Annotated in this window: 9 protein-coding genes; 4 read left to right on the forward strand and 5 right to left on the reverse strand. The window is 74.9% G+C overall.

The window, feature by feature from the left end:
* Positions 1-9 precede the first annotated feature (9 nt).
* Complete coding sequence (locus tag B056_RS36315; RefSeq protein ID WP_020572476.1) at positions 10-2157, forward strand: hydantoinase/oxoprolinase family protein; 2148 nt, start codon at positions 10-12, stop codon at positions 2155-2157.
* Between the two features lie 294 nt (positions 2158-2451).
* Here the strand turns inward: B056_RS36315 and B056_RS0112990 are convergent, their stop codons facing one another.
* A complete protein-coding gene (locus B056_RS0112990; RefSeq protein ID WP_018502301.1) occupies positions 2452-3609 on the reverse strand; it encodes a thiamine-phosphate kinase in 1158 nt (385 codons plus the stop codon).
* A 455-nt stretch (positions 3610-4064) separates the two neighbouring features.
* On the opposite strand from B056_RS0112990, the gene B056_RS36320 reads away from it, so the two are divergent.
* A complete protein-coding gene (locus B056_RS36320; RefSeq protein WP_018502302.1) occupies positions 4065-5564 on the forward strand; it encodes an acetamidase/formamidase family protein in 1500 nt (499 codons plus the stop codon).
* A gap of 28 nt (positions 5565-5592) precedes the next feature.
* Here the strand turns inward: B056_RS36320 and B056_RS0113000 are convergent, their stop codons facing one another.
* Entirely contained in the window at positions 5593-13317 is a 7725-nt protein-coding gene (locus tag B056_RS0113000) for an AAA domain-containing protein (protein WP_026239652.1), read from the reverse strand.
* A gap of 345 nt (positions 13318-13662) precedes the next feature.
* Here B056_RS0113000 and B056_RS0113005 point away from each other — a divergent pair, with 345 nt between their 5' ends.
* A complete protein-coding gene (locus B056_RS0113005) occupies positions 13663-17169 on the forward strand; it encodes a UvrD-helicase domain-containing protein (RefSeq protein WP_026239653.1) in 3507 nt (1168 codons plus the stop codon).
* Between the two features lie 21 nt (positions 17170-17190).
* On the opposite strand, the gene B056_RS36325 is transcribed toward B056_RS0113005, so the two are convergent.
* On the reverse strand, positions 17191-18390 hold the full coding sequence (locus B056_RS36325; RefSeq protein ID WP_018502304.1) for an aminotransferase class I/II-fold pyridoxal phosphate-dependent enzyme: 1200 nt from the start codon (positions 18388-18390) through the stop codon (positions 17191-17193).
* Positions 18391-19151: 761 nt separating this feature from the next.
* Between B056_RS36325 and B056_RS0113015 the strand changes: the two genes are divergently transcribed.
* Positions 19152-19889 (forward strand): class I SAM-dependent methyltransferase, encoded by a 738-nt coding sequence (locus B056_RS0113015; RefSeq protein ID WP_018502305.1) that lies wholly within the window; start codon positions 19152-19154, stop codon positions 19887-19889.
* Here the strand turns inward: B056_RS0113015 and aat are convergent.
* Both aat and B056_RS0113025 read right to left on the reverse strand, forming a co-directional pair.
* Entirely contained in the window at positions 19886-20818 is a 933-nt protein-coding gene (gene aat / locus B056_RS0113020; protein ID WP_018502306.1) for a leucyl/phenylalanyl-tRNA--protein transferase, read from the reverse strand. The genes B056_RS0113015 and aat overlap by 4 nt on opposite strands.
* Positions 20809-23361, reverse strand: a complete 2553-nt coding sequence (locus B056_RS0113025) for a putative bifunctional diguanylate cyclase/phosphodiesterase (RefSeq protein WP_018502307.1) — start codon at positions 23359-23361, stop codon at positions 20809-20811. The genes aat and B056_RS0113025 overlap by 10 nt, the downstream gene beginning before the upstream one ends.
* Positions 23362-23864: the final 503 nt, after the last annotated feature.

Here is a 23864-nt window from a genome sequence, read left to right on the forward strand (position 1 = left end):
GAAAGCCGCGTGGTCGATCACGAGGAGTCAGCCGCCGGTCGGGGCCGTCCCGCCGGCAGGGTCCGCCTCGGAGTGGACGTCGGCGGCACCTTCACCGACCTGGTCGCCGTCGACCCGGACGGCGCGGTGCGGTTCGCCAAGGTCCCCTCGGTGCCCGCCGACCCGTCCGACGGGGTGCTCGCCGCCCTCGCCGTCGCGGAGCTGGACGGACCGCTCGTGGGCACGTTCGCCCACGGCACCACCGTCGCGACGAACGCGCTGCTGGAGCGGGCCGGGGCCCGCACGGCCCTGGTGACCACCCGCGGGTTCCGCGACGTGATCGAGATCGGCCGGCAGAACCGACCGTCGCTCTACGACCTGACCCTGGACCGGCCGCCGGCCCTCGTCCCGCGCGAGCTGCGCTTCACCGTGGCGGAACGGTGCGGCCCGCACGGGGTGCTCGAGCCGCTGCGGGCCGCCGAGGTGGACCGGGTCGTCGAGGAGGTCGCGGCCGTCCCCGGCCTCGACGCGGTCGCCGTGTGCCTGCTGTTCTCCTTCGCCCACCCCGACCACGAGCGCACCGTCGCGACCGCGCTGCGCGCCCGGCTGCCCGGGGTCACGGTGGTGGCCTCCAGCGAGGTCCTGCCGGTCTTCCGCGAGTACGAGCGGTTCACCACCGCCGTCGCCGACGCCTACCTGACCCCGCGGCTGTCGTCCTATCTGCGGGCGCTCGAGCGGCGCTGCGCCGACCGGGGCCTCACCGTACCGATGATCATGCAGTCCTCGGGCGGGGTCACCGAGCTGGCCGAGGCGGCCGGCCACGCCGCCCGCTGCGTGCTCTCCGGGCCGGCCGGGGGAGTGGTCGGCGCCGCGTACGTGGCCGGTCTGTCCGGCGTGCGCGACCTGTTGACCTTCGACATGGGCGGCACCTCCACCGACGTCGCCCCGGTCCTCGACGGGCAGGCGCTGACCACCGCCGAGTCGGTGCTCGCCGGGGTGCCGATCATGCTGCCCACGGTGGACGTCCACTCGGTCAGCGCCGGCGGCGGGTCGATCGCCTGGGTCGACGCCGGCGGGGCGCTGCGCGTCGGCCCGCGTTCCGCCGGCGCGGACCCGGGACCGGCCTGCTACGGCCGCGGCGGCACCCGGCCCACGGTCACCGACGCCGACCTCTGCCTCGGCTATCTCGCCGACGGTGCCGGTCTCGGCGGCGAGGTGACGCTCTCCCGGACGGCGGCCGAGGCGGCGCTGCGCGAGCTCGGCGCCCCCCTCGGGCTCTCGGCGGTCGAGACCGCCGCCGGGGTGGTGGCGGTCGCGGACGCGGAGATGACCCGTGCCCTGCGCGTCGTCTCCGTCGAACGCGGCCTCGACCCGCGCGAACTCGTGCTGGTCGCCTTCGGTGGAGCCGGTGGGACACACGCCTGCGCGCTCGCCGAGGAGCTGGGGATGACCCGGGTCCTGGTCCCGCTCGCGGCCGGTGTCCTCTCCGCACTGGGCCTGGCGATCGGCGACGTCCGGCGCGACCACGCCCGCCCGCTCATCGGCCGTCTCGGCGAGGTCGACCTGGCGGCCGCGTTCACCGACCTGGTCGCGAGCGCCGACCTGGCCGGCGGCCACGGCCCGGTGGACGGCCACGACCCGGCGGGCGCCGGCGCGGTGGTGCTCCAGCGCCGGCTGGACTGCCGCTACGCGGGGCAGTCCCACGAGCTGACCATCGACGTGGCGGAGCCCGCGGGCGGCAGCGGCGCGGTGGCCGGCGGCGCGAGCGCGGACGGCGGTCTCGTCGACGCGGTCCGGGCCGCCTTCGAAGCCGAGCACCTGCGCCGGTACGGGCACGTCGCCGCGGGCCGGGAGATCGAGACGGTGGCCGCCCGCCTGGTGGTGACCGTGCCGGGGCCCAGGCCGAGACCCGTCGCGCCGAGCCCCGACCCCACGGCGCGCCGCGGCCGGCGACGCGCCTGGACGGACGGTGCCTGGCACGAGATCGACGTGATTCCCCGAGCGGCCCTCGGGCCGGGAGATATGGTGCGCGGCCCGGCCGTGGTGGAGTTCGCCGAGGCGACCTGCCTGCTCCGCCGCGACTGGACCGGCGTCGTGGACGACATCGGGACGCTCGTCCTCACGCGCCCGGCGCCGGGCGGTCCAACACCGTCGGGGACGGCGCCGTCCGCCGTCTGACGGGAGCCGGCGGGCCGGGGCGGCATTGTTCGACGGGTACCCGGCGAGCGGGAACAGGACCGTGACGCGGGTCGTTAGGATGGACAGCGCCGGTCCGTATCATGGCCCCCGGACCCAAATTGAGTCGCTACGTGCGACATCGCGCCGCGAGGCGACCTGGCGGGCCGGCGCCCTACACGTCACGCCCCGCCCTCTCCGAGAGGGCGGGGCGTACCTGTGTCCAGGGCCTGGAGCCTGGGTGTCCCCGGGGCCTGGGGTGCCTGTGGGCTACCGGCTGTCGGTGGCCCACGCGGCTCAGGTGGGCTGGCGGAAGTGGTCCCATCCGGTGCGCCGGCGGTGGTCGAGCCCGTCGACGAGCACCCCGTGACCTGCGCCGGCGGAGGTGGGCAGCACCCGTCCGATGACCACACAGCCGGCCGGGGGCGGGTCTCCGGGAGCGAGGCAGGCGACCAGCGCGTGGTCGTCACCTCCGGTGAGAACCCAGGTCAGCGGATCTGCCCCCAGCACCGCGGCGGCGTCCCGGATCGGTTCCGGTACCGGCAGCGCCGCCCGGTCGATGTCGATCCACACCGCGGAGGCCGCCGCGATGTGGCCGAGATCGGCGAGGAGACCGTCCGACACGTCGCACATCGCGCGCGCTCCCGCCGCCGCGAGCAGCGGGCCGAGCGCGTAGGGCGGGCTGGGTCGCCGGTGCGCGTCCACGACCCCGGCGTGCGCCAGCAGGATCTCCGGGTGGAGCTCCTGCGCCGCGGCGCCGCCGGTCGGGTCCGGCCGCCCCACGGGTCGTTCGGTGGTGGCGCGCAGGAGGGCCAGGCCGGCCTCGGCCCACCCGATCCGTCCCGCCAGCACCACCAGATCTCCGGGGCGGGCGCCGTCCCGGCGGACCGGGGCTCGCCCGGCGAGGTCGCCGAGCGCGGTGATCCCCAGCACGACGCCGTCGGCCGAGCTGACGTCGCCGCCGGCCACCGACGCGCCGACCAGGGCACACTCGTCACGCAGGCCGTCGGCGAGCTGTTCGGCCCAGGCGACGGGCAGCGTGCCGGGCGCGGCGAAGCCCACCACCAGGGCGGTCGGGCGGGCCCCCATGGCGGCGACGTCGGCGAGGTTCTGCGCCGCCGCCTTACGCCCTATGTCGTACGCCGAGGACCAGTCGCGCCGAAAATGCCGGCCCTCGACGAGCAGGTCGGTCGTGACGACCACTCGGCCGTCGGGGGCGGCCACCACCGCCGCGTCGTCACCGGGTCCGAGCAGGACGTCCGCCCCGACGGGGAGGCGTCGGGTGATCGCCCGGATCAGGCCGAACTCACCGGTCGCCGCCACAGTCGGCCCGCCGCCGACGGCGTGGGCGCCGCCGGTGCTGCCGGCGCCGTCGGCTCTGCCGGTGCGTTCGGTTCCGCCGGTGTTTCCGGGGTCGATGGTGCCTTCAGTGTCCGGCTTACCGCGTGTGCTCATCGTCGGCCCACGGTAGTCGGTCGGTTTTCGTCTCCGGCGCGTGTTCGGGTGTTGGCGGTCCCGTTCCGGCGGCCCCGGATCAGGCCCGCCGGCCTCGCGCTGGTGACCGAAGGCGGCCGTCGGATGCCGTGGCGTACCCGTCCGCTACCCCTTCCGTGGGCCCGCGGCGGGCCACGCGTGGCGCTGAGCTGGAGCTGAGCAAGGGCTGGACCGTGACTGCAACATCCACGACATCTCGGCGTCATGTCGCACTGCGACTCTGACGCGCGTGCAGCGCCCTCACCGCTACTGTCTGCGACCGGCTCCTACCGAGCCCGCCGTCGCCGTCCGGTCGTCCGCTGTCCCATCCGCAGGCGTGCCCTCCGACCCGGAACGTCGAACGACGACCAGGGTGATCGTGGCCTACGCCGGTCGCCGGTCCGGCACGGCCCGGCGTCGGCACGGGTAGCACGCGAGTGGCCCTGCAACCCGGACGAGGAAAGATCGAGGGCCGGCACTATCTGCCCTCCACCCCCGAGACGATCAGTTGGGGTGCCCTGCCGACCGCGCGGACGCGGCCGGTACTGAGCATCGACCCCGGCACGACCGTCACCATCGACACGGTCAGTCAGGAAGGGATCCTCGAGGATCAGGGACGGGACCCGGACACGTTCTTCCGCGGTTTCGGCGTCGCGCCGTCCGAGGTGCTCGAGGACGCGCGGGCGATCGCCGCGTCCGGGATACCGCACCGCTTCGGCCGCGACGGCGCGCACATCGTGACGGGCCCGGTGTACGTCCGGGGCGCCGAACCCGGCGACGTGCTGCGGATCGACGTCATCTCACTGCACCCCCGCGCCCGCTACGGCGTGATCTCCACCCGGCACGGCTCCGGCCTGCTCGCCGGCGAGTTTCCGGAGACCCCGGCGCCCGACCTCGACGCCGACGCCCGGCGCTGGCAGGCGTATCGGACGACCACGTCCTTCTTCGCGGTCGAACGCCGGCGCGGCCGGCTCTTCGGATCCATGCCGAGCGGCCGCGACACCCGGATCCGCTTTCCGCTCAACCCGACACTGGGGATCATGGCCGTCGCCGCGGACGTCGCCGACGGCCCGGTCGCCTCCGATTCGGCCGGCCGGCACGGCGGCGCGCTGGACTGCCGCGACCTCGGCCCGGGCGCACATCTCTATCTGCCGATCCAGGTGCCCGGCGCGCTCTTCGCCGTCGGCGACCCCCACTACGCCGTCGGCGACGGCATGATCGGCGCGACCGCGCTGGAAGGTCCGCTGCGAGCCACCCTCCGCCTGGTGACCCTGCGGGACGCGGCGGCCCGGGCCACTCTCGGCGCGCTGCGGGACCCGTTCATCGAGACCGACGAGCTGTGGATAACGTCGGGATTCGACCCTGATCCACGGGAGGCCCTGCGCCGGGCGGCGCGCGCGGCGGTGACGTTCCTTCAGACGAAGGTCGGGCTGGACCGGGCGGCCGCGCTCGCCTACCTCTCCTCGGCGGCGGACTTCGGGGTCGGTCGGCTGGTGGGCGGCTCCGAATCCGGCTACTGCCGCATCCGGCGCGCGGACTTCAGCGAGCCCACACCGGTGAAGGCCCGGCTGCCCCGAGCCGGTTTCGCCCGCATCGTCGGCACCGCGGACGGCGACCTCGACCGCGACCATGACCACAGCCAGGACTCCGGCCGTGACCATGCCGCTGCCGCTGGCGGCGGTGCCGGTGATCTCGGCGTCGGCGACGACCACAGCGGCGCCGATGGTGGTCATGGCGGCGCCGGCGACCACGGCCCCGACCACGGCCCCGACCACAGCCACGGGGACGACCAGGCTGGCGCTCGGGACGAGGCCCGCGTCCCCGACCAGCACCGTTCCCCCGACCAGGACCGCACCGAGAACACCCCGCCACCCCCCGCTCTGGAGCCCACCACCGATGACGGGGCCACCCCCGCCACCCGAGGCCCGGCCGCCTGACCAGAGGCAGGGGTTTTGGGGGTGGGGGTCAGGCGTCGTCCAGGCCTTCTTGTCCGGAGAGGGGGATGGGGCGCCAGCGTTGGCGGCGTTCGTCGGGGTCGGAGTGGACGGAGGGCACGCCGCCGACCGGGGGGAACGGGCCTGCCACGGTTCCGTAGGGGGAGACGTCCGGGAGGGGGATCGGCCCGCCCGGGGTGGCTGGCCCGAAGGTCCCGGCCGTGGGGCCGGAGGCCGGCGGTTCCCCGGGCGGGGTGATCCCGCCGGGCGGCGTGGCCCCGCCGGGCGGGGCCGATCCGCCAGGAGTCGCCGTCCAGTCGATGCGTGTCAGATCGTCGAAGGCGGCCGGTGCGCTGGAAGGCGACGATCCGCCGACCTGGGGGGAATTCGCCGGCGTCCTCCCGTCGGGGGAGGACGCGCCGCCAGGCAGTGACGGCGCGTTGGGCGAGAGCGAGACGCCCGGCCAGGAGTCCGGCCCCGGATAGATGTGCGGGACGCCCGGGAATCCGTTCGGGGCGGTCCCGACGGAGGCCCAGCCGGTCGGTGACCCGCCGGAGGTGGGCCATCCCGCGGTCGCCGGGCCCGTCGTGGCTGTGTTCGTCGGCGGGGTGTCCGGGGCCTGGCCGCTGGTGGGCGGGCCGTCAGGCGACCGCGAACCGGGAGCCGGTGGTTTTGAAGCCGCCGTGTCGGAGGCGTGGCCCGAGCCTGAGGGGCTGGTCGGGTCGGGGGGGTTCGCGGTGCCGGGCAGGGCCGAGGTGGTTCGGGCGTCCCGGGAGTCCCCGGTGGCAGGGGAGTTTCCGGTGCCCCGGGGAGCGCGGTCCGGGTCGGTGGCCCCGTCGGCCGTTGTGCCCGGGCCGGTGAGGCCGGAGCCGGAGCCGGCGGCTCCCCGGCCCACGACACCCAGCCCGATGACGCTCAGGCCCGCGTCACCGGAGCCCGCGTCACCGGAGCCCGCGGTGCCGAGTTCGGCGTCGCCGAGGCCCGTGTCGCCGGTGACCCCTGATCCGCCGCCGGTGGTGCGACTCCCCCCACCGGCTGGGACCTCACCCGTCCGGGCGGTGCCCGCACCGCCCGCGCCCGGGTTCGACGGCTCCGGGTACGCGGACGGGGACGGGGACATGGGCGGGTACTGGTACGAGGACGCCGCCGGCCGCGCGGAAGGCGATGCCGGTGTCGTGGGTGCCGGTGCCGGAGGCGATACCGGAGCCGGTGCGGCCGTGGGTGCCGGCGGCGGTACGGGGCTCGCGTAGGCGGGGGCCGGGAGGAGCTGGGTGACCAGCATCGCCGGGTCCGACTGATCGGAGGCCGCCGGCGGGAGGGCCACCGGGATGGTGGGGGCGATGCCGGCCGCGGCGAGCCGGGGCCAGAGCGGGGCGAGTGCCGCCTCGGCGTCGATCTCGAACTCCGAGCGGCGGACCCGCCAGATCCGCCAGCCGACCCGGCGCAGCTCCCGCTCGCGGGTCAGGTCCCGCTCGACATCCTCGGTGGTCCGGGTCGCGTCCCCGTCGCATTCGACGGCGAGCCGGGCGCGGCCGCCGGAGATCACGAGGTCGAACCGCCGGCCGTTGATCTCGACCTGCGGGGTGACGTGGTATCCGCGTGAGCTCAGTGCCAGGAACACCCGCTGCTCGAACAGCGAGTCGAACCTGGGGTGCGGCAGCACCGGGCTCACCTCGGACGGCGTGAGCGGCGCCGCCGTGATCGCCATCGGCGCCGACGCCGAGTGCGCGAGGACGTAGCTGAGGTAGCTGTGCCGCAGGTCGCCCGGGTCCAGGTCGGCGGTGGAGACCGAGTGGAACAGCCAGACCTGGTCCCGGGCCCGGGACGCGGCGACGTTGAACCTGCGCTGGTACTCCAGCCGGGTCAGCGAGGTGGTGGACGTCCCCGGCGCGATCACCAGGGACAGGAAGACCACGTCCCGCTCGTCGCCCTGGAAGTCCGGGGGCGAGCCCACCCGCAGGTGGCGACGCAGCTGCTCGGCGGCGGACATCCGGGCGGACAGCTCGGAGCGGATCAGCTCCGCCTGCGCGGTGCCCTGCAGCACGACGATGCCGAAGCTCAGCCCCCGGTAGCGCGGGTCCTCGGCGCAGTTGAGCACCTGGGTGACCAGCGCCTCGGCCTCGATCGGGTTGCGCGGGCCGGTGGGCGTCGACGTGGTGTAGGCGTGCGGCACGAACTGGGCACGCAGCGGGGCGAGGCGGTCCGCGCCGAACTGTCGCAACGGGACGAGCGGGGCGTCCCGGTAGAACATCGCCGACGACCACTCGATGATCTCCGGCATGCACCGGAAGTGCTCGCGCAGCCGGACGACGTCCCCGAACCGGGTCCGCAGCAGCGAGAACAGGCTGGACCGCGGGGTGAAGCCCACCCGAAGCCAGCTCGGGATGTCCGGCAGGAGGGTGTCGAGCCTGGTGAAGACGGGTTCGAGCTCCTCGACGGAGGCGTCCGGCGGGGTGCACTGCCGGTCATCCCCGACGACGATCACCCGGGGGGCCAGCCACAGCAGGAAGAGGCTGTCCAGGCCGGCCTGACTGCCTTCGTCCACGATGACGACGTCGAAGCTGTCCCGCACCGCGGGGATGGTCGACAGGACCTCGCTGATCGGCATCACCCAGGCCGGGACGGCGGTCTGCGCGATGCGCATGGCCTCCCGGGCCGCCTGCCGGTAGCGCTCGGCGTGGCGGCCGGTGAACCGGCCGCCGGCGGCCATCGCGTCGGCGTAGGAGCGCAGGGCGGCGGACTGCTCGGTGCCCATCCGCTCCAGGCAGTGCTTCCAGGCCAGGGCGCCGGCCAGCTCGGCGGTGGCGGAGGCGACCAGCTCGTCGGCGGCGTCCAGGTCCGCGTCGAGGTCGGTCTGGTCGACGGCGCGGACGCGGGCGAGCCAGGTCGCGGCGACGGCATGTGACCAGGCCCGGCCGAAGGACTCCATCCGCTCCGGCCCGACGCCGTTGAGGCCCACCCCGGTCACGCCGAAGCCACCGGCGCTGAACCCGCCCGTACCGAACCCGCCCGTACCGAACCCGCCCGTACCGAACCCGGCGGCGTTGAAGCCGCCCGTGCCGAAGCCGCCGGTGGCGGGGTTGCCCAGCGCGAGCAGGTCGGCGAGCAGCGGGTGCGCCGCCCGGACCCGTCCGAGCAGCTCGGCGCGCCGGCGGGCTCGCGCGCGGCCGTTGAGGGCTCCCGCGGTCGCCTCCAGGGCCGCCACGTACTCGGCGGGGTCGCGTGCCTCGACGGCGATCGCGAGCAGCGCCAGCTCCGGTACGGCGTCCGGCTGGCTGGCCGCCGCGACGAGGTCGGCGGCGAGCTCCCGGAGCTGGGTGCCGGCGATCGTGGCGGACTGGCGCAGCCGGTGGGCGTTCACCGTGGCACCGACGTCCGCGCAGGACGCCGGCGAGTCGAGAGTGATCCTCTCCACGCCGATCGTGTCGAGCAGCGCGGCGAGCCGGTCGCGCGCGGCGACGGCGACGTCGATGGCCCGCGCGGCGTCCTGGGCCTCGGTGAGCCGGGCCAGGCGAACCTCCAGCTCGATCGTGGAATCGGGGGCGACGCCCAGCAGCGACCAGGCCCGGGTGGCGGCCTCCAGCGCCACCTCGGCCCGCAGCCGGCACAGGGCCAGGTCGAGCAGCTCGGGGGAGCGGGGCGTGACGCCGTCGACGGTGGTGCCGTCGAGGAGCAGGCCGGCGTCCTTCTGCGCCTTCGACCGGAACAGCCGGCGCAGCGAGCCGCCGGCCTCCATGTGCTCGCGCAGCGCCAGCGCGGACGACAGCAGCCCGGTCAGGTCGCCGCCGGGCCCGCCGCCGGTGGGGAGCTCGACCCGGTGCAGGCCGAGTTCGACCACTGCCTGGGTGGCCTCCGCGATCGCCGGTGCCGCGGCCGCGACCTTCGTCCACAGGACCGCGGCCCGTCCGGCGAAGGCGTCGGCGAGGGCGTCCTCGACCCACCGCTGGCGGACGGCCCGGCGGCCGACGGCCTCGAGGGCGCGCAGCACGTCGTCGACGCCGGCCGCCATCCGTTCCGCCGCCTCGTCGCCGGTCCGGGCGAGCGCGTCCGCGATCACGGGCGCCATGAGCGTGGCCTGCCGGCTCAGGGCGTCCTCGGCGGACTTCGCGGCTGTCAGCGCGACCCGCTCGATGTGCGCGAGGACGGACAGCTCGGAGCGGGTGGGCAGCTCGCCGAGCTCCGGCGGGAGGCCGAACGCCCGCTGCTCGCGCAGGGCGGACAGCGCCAGCGCGGAGGTGATCGGGGAGGGCACGGTGGGCGGGTCGGAGGGCCCGCCGCCGGCTCCGAGCGGCCCGCCCGCTCCGCCCGCTCCGCCGGCCGGTCCCGAGTCGCCCGCGGTAGCCGAGCCGTCCGCTGGTGCCGAGCTGTTCGCTGGTGCCGAGCCGTCCGCTGGTGCGGAGCCGTCCGCGGGCGCCGGGCTGTTCGTCGTCGCCGGGCCGTCGGCCGCCGTGGACTCGGTGCCCGCGGTCCGCGGCGCGCCGGCCCCCTCGCCCGGTCGGGCGGTCCCGCCGCGTGGGGTGCGCTGGCCCGGTGGGGCCAGGCGAGCCGCCGGGCCCAGGACGAGCGGCGAGGTGGGCGGTGCGGCGAACGTGTCGCCGAACCCGGGGAAACCCCCCTGCCGGGCGGACGCCGCGTCGGCGGCGGCATGGCTCGGCGGGGTGGCGTCCGGCGTGGTCAGCAGCTGCCAGAGCTCGGCGGCCTCGTCGTCGGTGAGCGGCGGTCGCGGCCAGCCGCCGCCCTCCGGCCCCGGCACGGGAATCGGGATCCAGCCGTGCTCGGTGGCCTCGTCCCGCAGCCGGGCGGCGATCTCCGCCCGGGTGCCCGACCAACCGGGCCCGACCTCGTAGGTGCCGTGGCGGCGCCACTCCGCCGCCCGCCGGGCCGCGACCGCGGTCGAGATCCGGTCGCGTTCGGCGACGGCGGAGTCCCGGCGTGAGCGCGCCGTCCGGATCCGCTCGTCCTGCGATCCGGCGTCGTAGACGGCCTTCTGCGCGGCCAGCGCGCTCACGCTGGTGGCGAGCTCGCCCGCGCCGCTCTCCGCGCTGTCGGTGAGCGAGACGCACAGCCGGCGCAGCTCGGGCGGGAGCTTCTCCTGCAGCACCCGCAGGGCCTGGCCCTTCTGACTGGTCACCAGGACCCGGCGTCCCTCGGCCAGCAGCGCGCTGATCAGGTTCGCGATGGTGTGCGTCTTGCCGGTGCCCGGCGGGCCCTCCACGACGACGCCGTTGTCCAGGCGTAGCCGCCGCATGACCCGCGCCTGCTCCGGGCTGATCGGCAGCGGCGAGAGCCACTCCTCGGCCTCCGCGGGACGTCCGGACCGCGCCGGTTCACGGTGCCGCCCGGCGCCACGCTCACCCGGGGCCGCGGTGATCGCGCGCGGGCCTGGTCCGGCGCCCGGATCGGGGACGTCGCGGGCGGCGAGCCACGCCAGCCGTTCGGGGGTGTCCAGGGTCTCGACGAGCTGGGCCAGACCCAGCGGCGGACGGCCGTCGCCGCGCAGCGCGTCCAGCATCTGCTCGTAGTAGTTGAGGAGCGCGGCGTGCCCACGCGAGCGCAGGACGAGTGCCGGCGCGAGCGTGACGGCGGCGCTCGGCCCGGCCGGGCCAGGCGGTGGCCAGCCCGGACGGTAGCCGGCGGTCGTCCCGTCGACGGCGAGGGTGAGCCAGTCCCGCAGCAGGCGCTCGTCGTCGGCGCCCAGCGGGGCGGCGTCCCGGGAGCGCAGGCGCTCGTGCAGCGAGTTGGTCCGTTCGGGCCGGAACGCGGGGACGCCGTCGAGGAACGCGCTGTCCTCCAGCCGGGTGGACGTGCCCCCCGGCACCCGCAGCCGGACGGCGGACGTCATCGGATCGACCTCGACCACCAGCCGGGTGACCAGCAGGTGCCGGCGGACGGGGCGCGGCAGCCACCAGGTGAGCAGACCGGTGGCGAGTACCAGTTCCAGGGTGTCGCCCTCCTGGGCCAGCCGCTGCGCCACCCCGTACAGCGTGGTGTGCAGGTGGCGCCGGTCGGCGTCGGCCCGGGCCCGGGCACTCCACACGTGCCAGGCCCGCGCCCACTCGGTGAAGGCGGCCTGGACGTCGGAGGGCACCTGCCCGGCCTCGTCCTCGCTCTCCGCCGCACCGCTGTCGGCCTCGGCGCCGCCCGCCTCGCCGCCGGCCAGCGGGCCGGCGGCCGGCTGGCCGCCGGCTTCCTGCTCGCGGGTCTCGTTGTCGTCCGTTCCCCGGTCGGCCGCGCCGCGGCCGTCGACCGCCTTGTTGTCGACCGCACCGCCGTCGACCCTGTCATCGGCTGCCTCGTCGGGGCCCGTCCCGGTCCGCGGCTCGCCCTGACCGGGCTTGCCGGCGGCGGGGCGCCCGGTCAGGGCGGGGCCGGCGCCGTTGGGGCTGATCCCGTTCGGGCTGGACCCGTTGGGGCTGGACCCGTTGGGGCTGATCCCGTTGGGGCTGGACCCGTTGGGGCTGATCCCGTTGGGGCTGGACCCGTTGGGGCTGGACCCGTTGGGGCTGGACCCGTTGCGCCCAGGGCCACCGGGCCCAGAGCCGTTGCGTCCTGACCCGTTGGAGCCGACGCCGTTCGGGCTGATGCCGGTGAACCTGGTGGTCCTGAACCCCGGCCCGGCGGGACCGGCGCCGCCGGAGTCGACCCCGCCGGGGCCGGTGCCGTTGGGACTGGTGCCGTTCGAGCTGGTGCCGTTCGAGCTGGTGGTGTTCTGGCCGGTTCCGTCGTGGTCGGTCGTGCCGGTGTCGCTGTCGGTTCCCGTAGTGTCGGTGCCGGTCGTGCCCGGCAGGACGACGTCGGTGTCGGCCCCGTCGCGGGCCGGGCTGTCCGCGGGCGGCCCGTCGACAGGGGCGTTCCCACTCGCCTCGCCCACCCCGGTGGCGCCGCTCGTGTCGGTGGCGCCACCCGCCTCGCCGGCGCCGCTCGTGTCGGCGGCGACGTGCGGCCCGCGGTCACCCGCGCCGCCGGCGACCGGCCCGGGGGCGGTCGGCGCGGGGGCCGGGCGGGGTGGGGCGTCGTAGACGAGGACCGGCGTGGCGGTCAGGTCGATGTCGGCGGGTGGCACCGGGCCGTGCAGCAGGATTCCCGGGCTGGGCAGCCCCGCGGCGAGGTCGGCGCCGCGGACCGGCAGCCGCACCCGGCCGCGCAGGATCTCCGGCAGCGGCGGGGCCGGCGGCAGCAGGGCCGCGGCGGGAGCCTCGAGGAGCACCTCACCGGCACCCGCGTGCTCGAACAGCGACAGGCCGGCGGGGAGGTCGTCCAGCCAGATCACGAGCGGGTTGTCGTCGACGTCGACGACCTGTTCGGACTGGGAGACGGCCACCTCGTGCAGGAAGCGGACGAGCCGGTGGCAACGGTCGCTCAAAGTGGCGTTTCGTTCGCGTAGGGCGATGGCCTGCTGCTCGGCGTCCGCGGCGGCGGCCGCGCTGGCCTCCGCCTCCGCCGCGGCTTCCACTTCCACTGCCGCCTCCGCCTCGCCGGCGGCGCCGCCGGCGCCGCCGGCCGCAGTGCCGCGGGTGCCCGCGGTCGCGGCCGCGTCCGCGATGGCGGCGGCGGCCCGGGCGGTGCTCCGGGCGGCCGCCCGGGCCGCGCGACTCGTACCGCCGTCCGTGGTCATGGTCCGGGTGTCCACGGCTCGGGTCTCCGACTGCCGCGGGTCCACGTGCCGGGCGTCCGAGTGCCGGTTGGCCGCCTGCCCCGCGTCCGCCTGCCTCGCGTCCGCCACTCCCGAATCCGCCGTTCCCGAGTCCGTCGTCATAGCTCTCCCCGATTCCGGCCGGCGAGTGCCGGCGTCGGAACTCGCGACAGGACATCGCGGATGTCCCGTCTTGTGCGTTCCAGGACCGGCACGCCCGGTACCGGACTCTTGCCAGCCTCCCGGACGAATGCGGACGACGCGGTCGCGACCCGCGGATATCGATGCTCATCCGCATGCACAGTTGGCTCAGGGGGTGCGGCGACCCGGGGCGATGGCCCCGTAACCGCGGCAACCCGGATCGACATGCCCCGCCCGGGCCGCCCGTTCGCGCCGTTCGCGGGATCCGGCGTGCTCACCGGCGCGCCGTGCCGGCCCCGGGGCCCGGATGCGACAACATACGCATCCGTGAGGTCACGGTTCTTTGCCGACACCCACGTGCACTCCAGGTACTCGCGGGCCTGTAGCCGCGACTGCGACCTGGAGCATCTGGCGTGGTGGGCGGCCCGAAAAGGCATCCGCGTCGTCGGGACCGGCGACTTCACCCATCCGGCCTGGTCGCAGGAGCTCGCGACCAAGCTGGTGCCGGCGGAGCCGGGACTGTTCCGGCTGCGTCCCGACCTGGAGCGCGACGTGCTCGCGACGCTGCCCGCGTCGTGCCGCACCGCGACCCGATTCATGATCTCCACGGAGATCTCCACCATCTACAAGCGAGGCGACCGTACAAGGAAGGTTCATCACCTCCTCTACGCGCCCGATCGCGAATCGGCCGGTCGGATCACGTCCGCACTGGCCCGAATCGGCAATCTCTCCGCAGACGGACGGCCGATCCTCGGCCTGGACTCCCGCGATCTGCTCGAGATCACGCTCGGCGCAGGCGAGGGCTGTTACCTGATCCCCGCGCACGTGTGGACGCCGTGGTTCGCCGTGCTGGGCTCGAAATCGGGGTTCGACGCCGTCGAGGACTGCTACGTCGACCTCGCCGAGCACGTCTTCGCCCTGGAGACGGGTCTCTCGGCGGACCCGGAGATGTTCTGGCGGATCTCCGGGCTGGACCGCTACCGGCTGGTCAGCAACTCCGACGCGCACTCCCCGCCGATGCTCGGTCGGGAGGCTACCGCGTTCACCTGCGAGCCCGACTACTTCTCGATCCTCAGTGCGCTGCGCACCGGTGACGGGTTCGACGGCACCGTCGAGTTCTTTCCCGAGGAGGGGAAGTACCACCACGACGGCCACCGCAAGTGCGGGGTGGCGCTGACGCCCGAGCAGACCCGCGCGGTCAACGGCATCTGCCCCGAGTGTCATCGTTCGCTCACGGTGGGTGTTCTCAATCGGGTGGACACGCTCGCCGACCGCACGGAGGTGCACCGTCCAAACACGGCAGGTGACGTCACCTCGCTGGTGGCGCTGCCCGAGATCGTCGGCGAGATCCTCGGGGTGGGGCCGAAGAGCAAGTCGGTGGCGACGCAGGTCAGCACGCTCGTCTCCCGGCTCGGACCCGAGCTCGGCATCCTCTCGGACGTCCCGCTGGACGCGATCGCCGAGGTGGGCTCGTCGACGCTGGTCGAGGGCATCGGACGCCTGCGCCGGGGCGAGGTGATCCGCCAGGCCGGTTTCGACGGCGAGTACGGCGTGATCCGGCTCTTCCAGCCCGGCGAGCTCACCGCCGACGCCGGCACGCTGTTCGACCTCGACACTCCCGGCCCCGTGCCGACGCCGCCGGCCGGCACCCGCCGGGGACGCGGTCCCGGCCGGAGCGGTACCGCGCTCGCCCCCGGCGCCACCGAGGTCACCGAGGTCCCCGAAGCCGGCAAGGCCACTGGAGCAACCGAGGCCGGCAAGGCAGCTGAAGCCACTGAAGCCACCAGGATTGCCGAAGCCGCCCGAGTCACCGAAGCCGGCGAACTGTTCCCGGGCGATGCCGCGGTGGAGAGTGGCGGCCCACCATCGGTGCTCGACGGGCTTGATCCCGACCAGCGGCGCGCGGCCGAGCACGTCGGCGGGCCGATGCTGGTCCTCGCCGGCCCCGGCACCGGGAAGACCCGCACGCTCGTGCACGCCATCGCGCACCGGGTGCGTGAGCTCGCTGTGCCCGCGGAGCAGTGCCTGGCGGTGACGTTCACCCGCCGCGCTGCCGGCGAGCTGCGCGAACGGCTCGACGTCCTGCTCGCGCCGGGCCCGGCCGGGACGCGCGCTGAGCGCATGCCCACGGACGGCACGGCGACGGAGGCGGCGTCCACGAGCGGTGGGGCCGCCGCCGAGGCACCGGAGGACACGGGGCGGCCCGGTGCCGGCGTGCTGGCGACGACGTTCCACGGCCTCGGCCTGCTGATCATCCGGGAACGGCACGTGGCGCTCGCGCGTGCGCCGCGGGTGCGGGTGGCCGACGACGCCGTCCGTGCGGAGCTGATCGACGAGGCGATGCACGGCGCCGACAGCCCGCAGGCGCGGCGCCGGGCCGCGGTCGAGCTGGCCGAGCTCAAACGGCAGCGCGCGCTGGGGCGTCCCCACCGGGAGCACCCGCTCGCCGGGGTGCTCGCCCGCTACGACGCCGCGCTACGGGATCGGAACATGGTCGACCTCGACGACCTGCTCACGCTGCCGCTGGGGCTGCTGCGGTCGAACCCGGACCTGGCGGCCGAGTACCAGCGGCGCTGGCGGCACGTCTGGGTCGACGAGTTCCAGGACATCGACGAGGTGCAGTACGGCCTGCTGCGCGAGCTCTGCCCGCCCGCGGCCGACCTGTGCGCGATCGGCGACCCCGACCAGGCGATCTACAGCTTCCGGGGCGCCGAGGTCGGCTTCTTCCTGCGCTTCGGGCAGGACCGTCCGGGCGCCCGGGAGGTCTCGCTCACCCGTAACTACCGCTCGACGCCGACCATCGTCGGCGCCGCGCTGGACGCCATCGCCCCCACCACCTTCGTGCCCGACCGCGAGCTGCGCGCGGTGACCGGCCTGGACGAGGACGGACCGGTCGTCGTCCGCCAGTGCGCGAGCGAGGCGGAGGAGGCCATCGCCGTGGCCGACCTGATCGAACAGGCCCTCGGCGGAACCTCGTTCCACTCGCTCGACTCGGGCGTGGACGGCTCGGAGCGGGGCCGGCTGTCGTTCGCCGACATCGCGGTGCTCTACCGGACGGCGCGCCAGGCCGAGCCGGTGATGGACGCGCTGGTGCGCCGGGGGTTCCCGTTCCGTCAGCACGCCCACACGCCGCTCGCGGACGTCCCGGCCGTCGCCGCGGTGCTCGCCCAGCTGCGCGAGCGCCGGGACACCGTGCCCCGCACGGTCACCGCGCTGCTGCGGGACGCGGCCGCGCGGCTCGCCGACCTGGCGGCGACCGCCGGCACCGAGCTCGCCGGTCTCGGGGACCAGCCCGAGGCCGCCGCCGGGTCCGGTGTCGCCACCCAGCCCGGCGCGGCCCCCGCGGGACGGCCGCCGAGCGAGGCGGAGATCCGGCGCGCCGCGGAGCTGCTCGCCCCCGCGGCCGCCGTGGCCGGGGATGATCTCGACGCGTTCCTCACCGCGGTGACCCTGGCGACGGAGGTCGACGGGCTCGACCCGCGGGCGGACCGGATCTCCCTGCTCACGCTGCACGCGTCCAAGGGCCTGGAGTTCGACCTCGTCATCATCGTCGGCTGCGAGGACGGCCTGCTGCCGCTGCGCTGGGGTGGGTCGAGCCCGTCGGCCGACGCCGAGGCGGAGGAACGGCGGCTGTTCTTCGTCGGCATGACCCGGGCCCGCCGCCAACTCGTCCTCACCCATGCCGCCCGGCGCCGGCGCGGCGGCGACCTGGCCGACACCGGCCCGTCGGCGTTCCTCGCCGCCATCGACGGGCGTCATCTCGACAAGCGCACGCGCGCCACGCCCGCCGCCGCGCGCCGCCGGGCGACCGGGCGGCAGCTCCGCCTGATGTGACGGTGGCCTGATGCGAGGTGGCTAGTCGATCCGGGCGAGGGGGAAACGCCGCGCCGCCGCGCCGAGGACGTCCAGGAGGGTGTCGATCTCGGCCTCGGTGTTGGCCGCGGTCACCTGGATGCGCACCCCGACCTGCTCCCGGGGCACCAGCGGGAACGGCGCCACGGTCACGTAGATCCCGCGCTCGTAGAGGAACGCGCCGAGCGCGTCGGCCCGCGCCGGGTCGGTCAGCGGGATCTCGATGATCGGGTAGCCGGAGGTGTTCAGCGTGGTCAGCCCGAGCGCGCGGATCCCCGTCAGCAGGCGGGCGGTGAGGCCGTACAGGGCCACCCGCGCCCGCTCGCCCCGCTCGGCGTTCACCCGCAGTCCGACCTGCGCGGTCGCCAGCGAGGCGACCGGGGGTGGGCCGGAGAAGATGTACGGGTTGGCCATCGTCTTCAGGAAGTCCTTGAGCTCGGTCGGGCACGTCGCGAACGCGAGCAGCGAGGAGTAGGACTTCGAGAACCCGCCGACCAGGATCAGGTCGTCGTAGCTCTGCCCCAGGTGCCGCACGATCCCGTTGCCGCGCAGGCCGTACGGCGTGGGCTCGTCGGGCGCGCGTTCGCCGATCACCCCGAAGCCGTGGGCGTCGTCGACGTACAGGACGGCCTCGTACTTTCGGACCAGCTCGAGCAGCTCGGCCAGCGGGGGGCCGTTGCCCGTCATGCTGTTCACCCCGTCGATCGCCACGACCCGGGGATAGGCGGTGCAGGCCCGCAGCCGGCGCTCCAGCCGGTCGAGCCGGTCCTCCCGGAAACGCCGGACGGTGGCGCCGCGACCCAATGCCATCGTGGCGCCGTCGTGTACCGAGCTGTGCGCATGCAGCTCGACGAACAGGGTGCCCTGGCCGACAAGTGCGGGCAGTACCGACAGGTGGATATGGCTGATAGTCGGGAGTAGCAGGGTGTCCGGCGCGCCGAGGAGATCCGCCAGGGTCTCCTCGATCTCCACGAACAGTCGTGGATTAGCGATGATGCGTGACCAGCTCGGGTGGGTTCCCCAGAGATCCAGATACTCCGGAACGGATTCGATGATCTCGCGGTCGAGATCGAATCCCAGATAGTTGCACGACGCGAAATCGATCAGCCAGCGGTCGCCGATGCGAATGCGCCGGCCGTCGATCTCGTCCACCCGCGAGTCGTAGAACGGAGACTGGCGGCGCATGTGGTCCATCTCCGCCATGACGCCGTAGGGCCGGGCCAGGACGTGGCGGATGCCGGCGCCGGGTACGGGCCTGGGCAGGTGCGGAGAGCTTGGCTGCGTGGGGTTCGGCTGCGCGGGGAGCGGCTGCGGGGAGGCCGGCCGCGGTGGGAGCGGTTGCGGTGGGAGCGGTGTCGTGATCGATGTCGTCCGGACTGTGGTCGGTGGTGCCGGGACATCGGTCATTGGCCGGCGGACCGGTTCGGCGGGCGGGGGCAGGGATTCCGAGGTCTGCGACACCGGCCTTCTACTTCCGGTCGCAGGTCGAGAATGCGGGCATCGGCGCCATCGCCGTCACCGGCCTTTCAGGATCTCCGGAAACGTTCTCTCCGGGTCACGGAAAACGAAAGAAACGACGGAGTGCCGCCCGGTACGCCGTAAATCGTATTGCGAAGATCGTGACGCACGGCGAAGATCTGTGTCTGCACATTAGCTCGCGGAAGGGGCTTTTTCCACCGATGGCGGAGATTTCCCCGGCCGCCGCGGGCCGGCCGGGCGCGGACCGGCCGGGGCCCGGTGGCGGTGGAAGGCCGCCGGCCGGGCCGGCCGGGGCCGGCGGCACCGGGTTGTCCACCCGGTGCCGCCACGGGCGGACAACCCGGTGCGGGCACAGTGTTATCGTCCCCGGCATGTCCGAGACCGCGTCCGCCTCGAGCCCCCCGACGTCGAGTGCGCCGGCTTCGAGCACGCCAGCTCCGAACACGTCGAAGCCGAGCACTCCGGCGTCGTCAGACCGGCCCGTCGTGCGCGACCTGCCGTACTCCGGCTTCGGCCTCTCCCGGTCGGTCACGCTGTTCCGCGCGCACCGCAAGGAACCGGTCGACCCGGCCGGCTTCTACTCGCTCATCGCGGCCGACTCCGTCCGCCAGCTCCGCCGGTACACGACGCTGTCCGGTCAGCTGGTGCTGGACGTCGGCGGTGGCCCCGGTTACTTCCGGTCCGCGTTCCTCGACGCGGGCGCCAGGTACTACTGGGTCGAGCCCGACGTCTCCGAGATGGAGGCCGGTGGTCTCGATGTGCCCGGCCGGATCCGCGGGAGCGCGCTCGAGCTGCCGTTCCGGAGCGACTCGATCGACCTCTGCTACAGCTCGAACGTGCTCGAGCACGTCCCCGACCCGTGGCGGATGTGCTCGGAGCTGGTGCGGGTCACCCGCCCCGGTGGGCTGATCTTCCTCAGCTACACCAACTGGCTCTCGCCGTGGGGCGGGCACGAGACGGCGCCGTGGCACTACCTCGGTGGTGACCGCGCCGCCGACCGGTTCGAGAAGCGGCAGGGCCGCCCGCCGAAGAACCGCTTCGGCCAGACGCTGTTCCCGGTCTCCGTCGCCGGCACCCTCGCCTGGGCCCGCCAGCGTTCCGACGTGGTCGTCGTCGACGCGATGCCGCGCTACCTGCCGGACTGGGCGAAGGTCGTCCTGCGCGTCCCCGGCGCTCGCGAGGTCGTCACCTGGAACCTCGCCATGCTCCTGCGCAAGGTCTAGGAGTCCCGCGGCGCCGGTGGGCGTCTCGGTCTCGGCGGGCGGGTCTCGGCAGGCCCGGGCTTGCGCGCCGGTGCCAGGCGGGAGACGGGCAGCCGGTCGCGCTCCATCCGGGCCTCGTCGTCCCGGACGGCCCGCAGCGTCGCGAGGAACTCCGCGCGGGGCAGCTCGCGGGCGCCGAGCGTCGTCAGGTGCGTCGTCGTCAGCTGGACGTCCAGCAGCGTGCCGCCGGCCCGGCCGAAACGGTCGAGGAAGTCGACCAGCGCGACCTTCGAGGCGTCCGAGGCCCGGTGGAACATGGACTCGCCCATGAAGACCCGCCCGACCTGGACGCCGTACATCCCGCCGACGAGCGCGTCGCCGTCCCAGATCTCGATGCTGTGCGCCCAGCCGAGGGCGTGGAGCCGGGCGTAGCCCTCGATCAGCTCCTCGGTGATCCACTGGTGCGGCCCGTCGCGGCGGCAGGCCCGGACGACGTCCACGAAGCACTCGTTGAGGGTGCTGGTCCAGGTGCTGTTGCGCATCCGGATGACGAGGGAGCGGCGGATTCGCATCTCGCCCGGGGCGAGGACGGTCCGCGGGTCCGGGCACCACCAGGGCGGGTCCACGTCGTCACCCGGTCCGTCGCCGCCGGCGACGGACCCCCCGGACCCGCCACCGGCGGCCGCGAGTTCGGGTATCTGGGCGATGAGCGGGATGACGCCGCGCGTCGCGGCGGCGCGCAGCGCTCCGCGCAGCTCGGCCGCCTCGGCGGGATCGTCCGCCGGCCAGGGGAAGGCCCCGCGGCGGTAGGCACCGATCAGTGCCGGGGGCGTGAGCCCGCCGCCGGCCGCCACCGGTCCGTAGCCGGCCGCCCGCTCCAGATAGGGCTCGAGCAGGGGATGATCCCAGCCCGACCGCGGCGGTTCGGGTAGCGGCGGGGTCAGCCCCACAGCTGGCCCGCGGGGGTTCGTGCGTCGGTGCCGCCGTCATCGTGACCGTCGATCTCGGCCGCGATCCTGGCCGCGACCTCAGCCGCGGCCGCCGCCTCCGCCTGCGCGACCGCCTCCGCCTGCGCGACCGCCTCCGCCTGCGCGACCGCCTCACCCTCCCCGTGGGCCACCGCCGCCGCCTCCGCCGCTGTCAGTTCCGCCGCTGTCAGCGCTTCCGCCACTCCCGCCGCTGCCGCCGTGGTCCGCGTCGTCGTCTCGGTGGCGGCCGCGTCGACCGCCGCCCGGACCACGGGGGACGACAGCATCGCCGTGACCTCGTCCGCGGGCTGGGGGCGCCCGAGGAAGTAGCCCTGGGCGACGTCGCAGCCGTAGTTCCGCAGCTTCCCTAACGCGTTCGCGCTCTCCACACCTTCGACCACGATCCGCAGGCCGAGGGCGTGCGCGAGCCCGACCGTCGACCGGACGATCGCCTCCGCCTTCGCGCGGCGCAGCCCGGATCCGTCCTCGAGCCTCGTCACGAATGACTTGTCCATTTTCAGCATGTCGACCGGAAGCTCCTGGAGGTACGCCAGTGAGGAGTAGCCCGTGCCGTAGTCGTCGACCGCGATCTGCACGCCGAGCTCGCGCAGCTCACCGAGCACCGCCGCGGTGCGCACCCGGTCCAGCATCAGCGTCGTCTCGGTGATCTCCAGCTCGAGCGCGGACGGCAGCAGCCCGTACTGGGCGAGCAGCCCGCGCACCTGGTCGGGGAACGCGCGGTCGAGCAGGTCGGAGGCGGAGAGGTTCACCGCCACGGCGACCTCCAGGCCGGCGTCGCGCCACCGCCGGCACTGGGCGAGCGAGGTCTCGAGCACCTCGATCGTGAGCATCCGCATCAGGCCCGCCTGCTCGGCCAGCGGTACGAACGACTCGGGTGTCAGCAGGCCCCGGGTGGGATGGCGCCAGCGCACGAGGGCCTCGACGCCGTGCGACCGGCCCGAGTCGAGCTCGACCTTGATCTGGTAGTGGACCTCGAGCTGACCGGTGCCGAGCGCGGCGCGCAGCGACTCGATCATGTCCAGTCGCAGCAGCGTGTTCACCTCGGCGCCGGGGCGGTAGTACTCCACCCCGGTCCGGCCGGACTTCGCGCCGTACATGGCGACGTCGGCCCGCTGCAACAGGGTCTGCGCGTCGGCGGCGTGGTCCGGGTAGAGCGCCGCGCCGATGCTCGCGCCGACGTGCAGGGTCATCCCGCCGACCTCGAAGGCGCCGGACAGCGCCACCAGGACGCGGTCGGCCACCCGCCGGGCGGTGTCGGCGTCGGCATGCTCCAACAGGACGGCGAACTCGTCCCCGCCGAGCCGGGCGTGCAGGTCGCCGGGCCGCAGCGCCCCCGCGATGCGGGACCCGACCTCGACGAGCAGCGCGTCGCCCACATGGTGGCCGAGCGAGTCGTTGATCTCCTTGAACCGGTCGAGGTCGAGCAGGAGCAGCGCGAACGAGTCCCCGTCGGCGATGTTCCCCTCAAGGGTGGACAGGCGCTCGATGAACCCGCGCCGGTTCGTCAGGCCGGTGAGGTCGTCGGTGCGGGCCAGCACCTTGCTCTCGGCGAGCTGCTGGACCTCGACGAAGGTCATCGCCGCCCGGGCCAGCGCGGTGAGGACCGTCACCGCCGCCAGCGCCACGGTGAGCGGCGGAAGATCCATCATGGACCCGATGACCAGCAGGGCCAGGGCGACGACCGTCAGCACCAGCGGGACCGCGATCACACTCCAGCCGGACATCCGCGCGGGCCTGCGCCAGGGCTGGCGCTGCCAGGCGGCGAACGCCGGGGCCAGCAGGGAGAGCACCCAGACGATGTCGAGCAGGCCGCCCGGCGCGTAGTCGCCGTCCGCGATGAGCACGAACACGCACGAGTCGGCGAGGGCGAAGCCGACGAGACCGCCGCCGAGCAGCCACCACACCCGGCCGGGATGCCAGCGCAGCAGCCCGAAGACGGTGACCACCAGCAGGACGAGGAGCAGGTCGGCGAGCGGGTACACCAGGCCCACCACGAGGGAGGAGACGTCCCCGGGGCCGTGGGTGGTCAGGCGGGCGCCGATGCCGCTGCTGAGCGCGGCCACCCCGAGCACGCCGACCAGCGCGTCGAGCCACACGCTGGCGTGGAACCGCAGCACCCGCTGGCGCAGCAGCAGGATGACCGCGACGTAGCAGGCCGGATAGAAGAGAAGCCAGCCGACGTCCGCCGCCGACACCCCGACCGTCGTCCCGTCGGACGGGCCGCCGACCGCGAGGCTGAAGTAGACGCTGGCCGTGCCGTAGCTGATGATGCCCGCGCCGAACAACGCCCAGGGCAGCCGCTCCCCACGCAGCAGGACGGCGCGCAGGATGCACAGCAGCCCCGACACGAGCGTGACGAAGGACCGCAGCATGACGACGGCCGGTTCGCTTCCCCGCGTCCCGGTGATCGTGACCGCGACGAAGAGCACGGCCGCGAGCAGCAGCAGCATCTGCGCCAGGCGGATCAGGCGGAACCTGCGTGGCGCCGGCGGCGAGATCGTCAAGCGTCACCTCGTCGATACCGGGCCGGCCGGCCGGGAACCGACCCGCCGCGCACGGCGGTGACCGGAGCGCCGTGCCCGGTGGTGACGGGCGGCTGGACCAGCTGGTGTCGAATGTGGGACTGGACCAGGTGGCGTCGAGTACAGGAGAGGTCTCCTCCCCACCTTGGCGCCCTGGCCCGGCTGACGGCGCGCGCACGGGCGCGCCCATGCCCGGGCGGGCATCGCGGTAGCAGCGGTGGGACCGAGATGGCCCGGCCGCTGTCGAGGGACGCGGTCGGCGCGCGGGCGTGCACGACACACCCGGGCCGGGCCCGGCCCGGTGGTGGCGGGACCGCGCCCGCGGCGGGTGAGCCGCTGGCACCACGGGGCGCCGGGGCACGGGCCGTGGCACCCCCGGGCGCGCCGTAGGAACGATCCGCCCGAAAGAAAAGGCTACGGCGGTTCCGGGCACCCCGCCACCGGGACCGGACGGGGCCGCGTCGCCGGAACTGGCCGTGACCGGC

The sequence above is a fragment of the Parafrankia discariae genome, assembly GCF_000373365.1.
Classification (GTDB): domain Bacteria; phylum Actinomycetota; class Actinomycetes; order Frankiales; family Frankiaceae; genus Parafrankia; species Parafrankia discariae.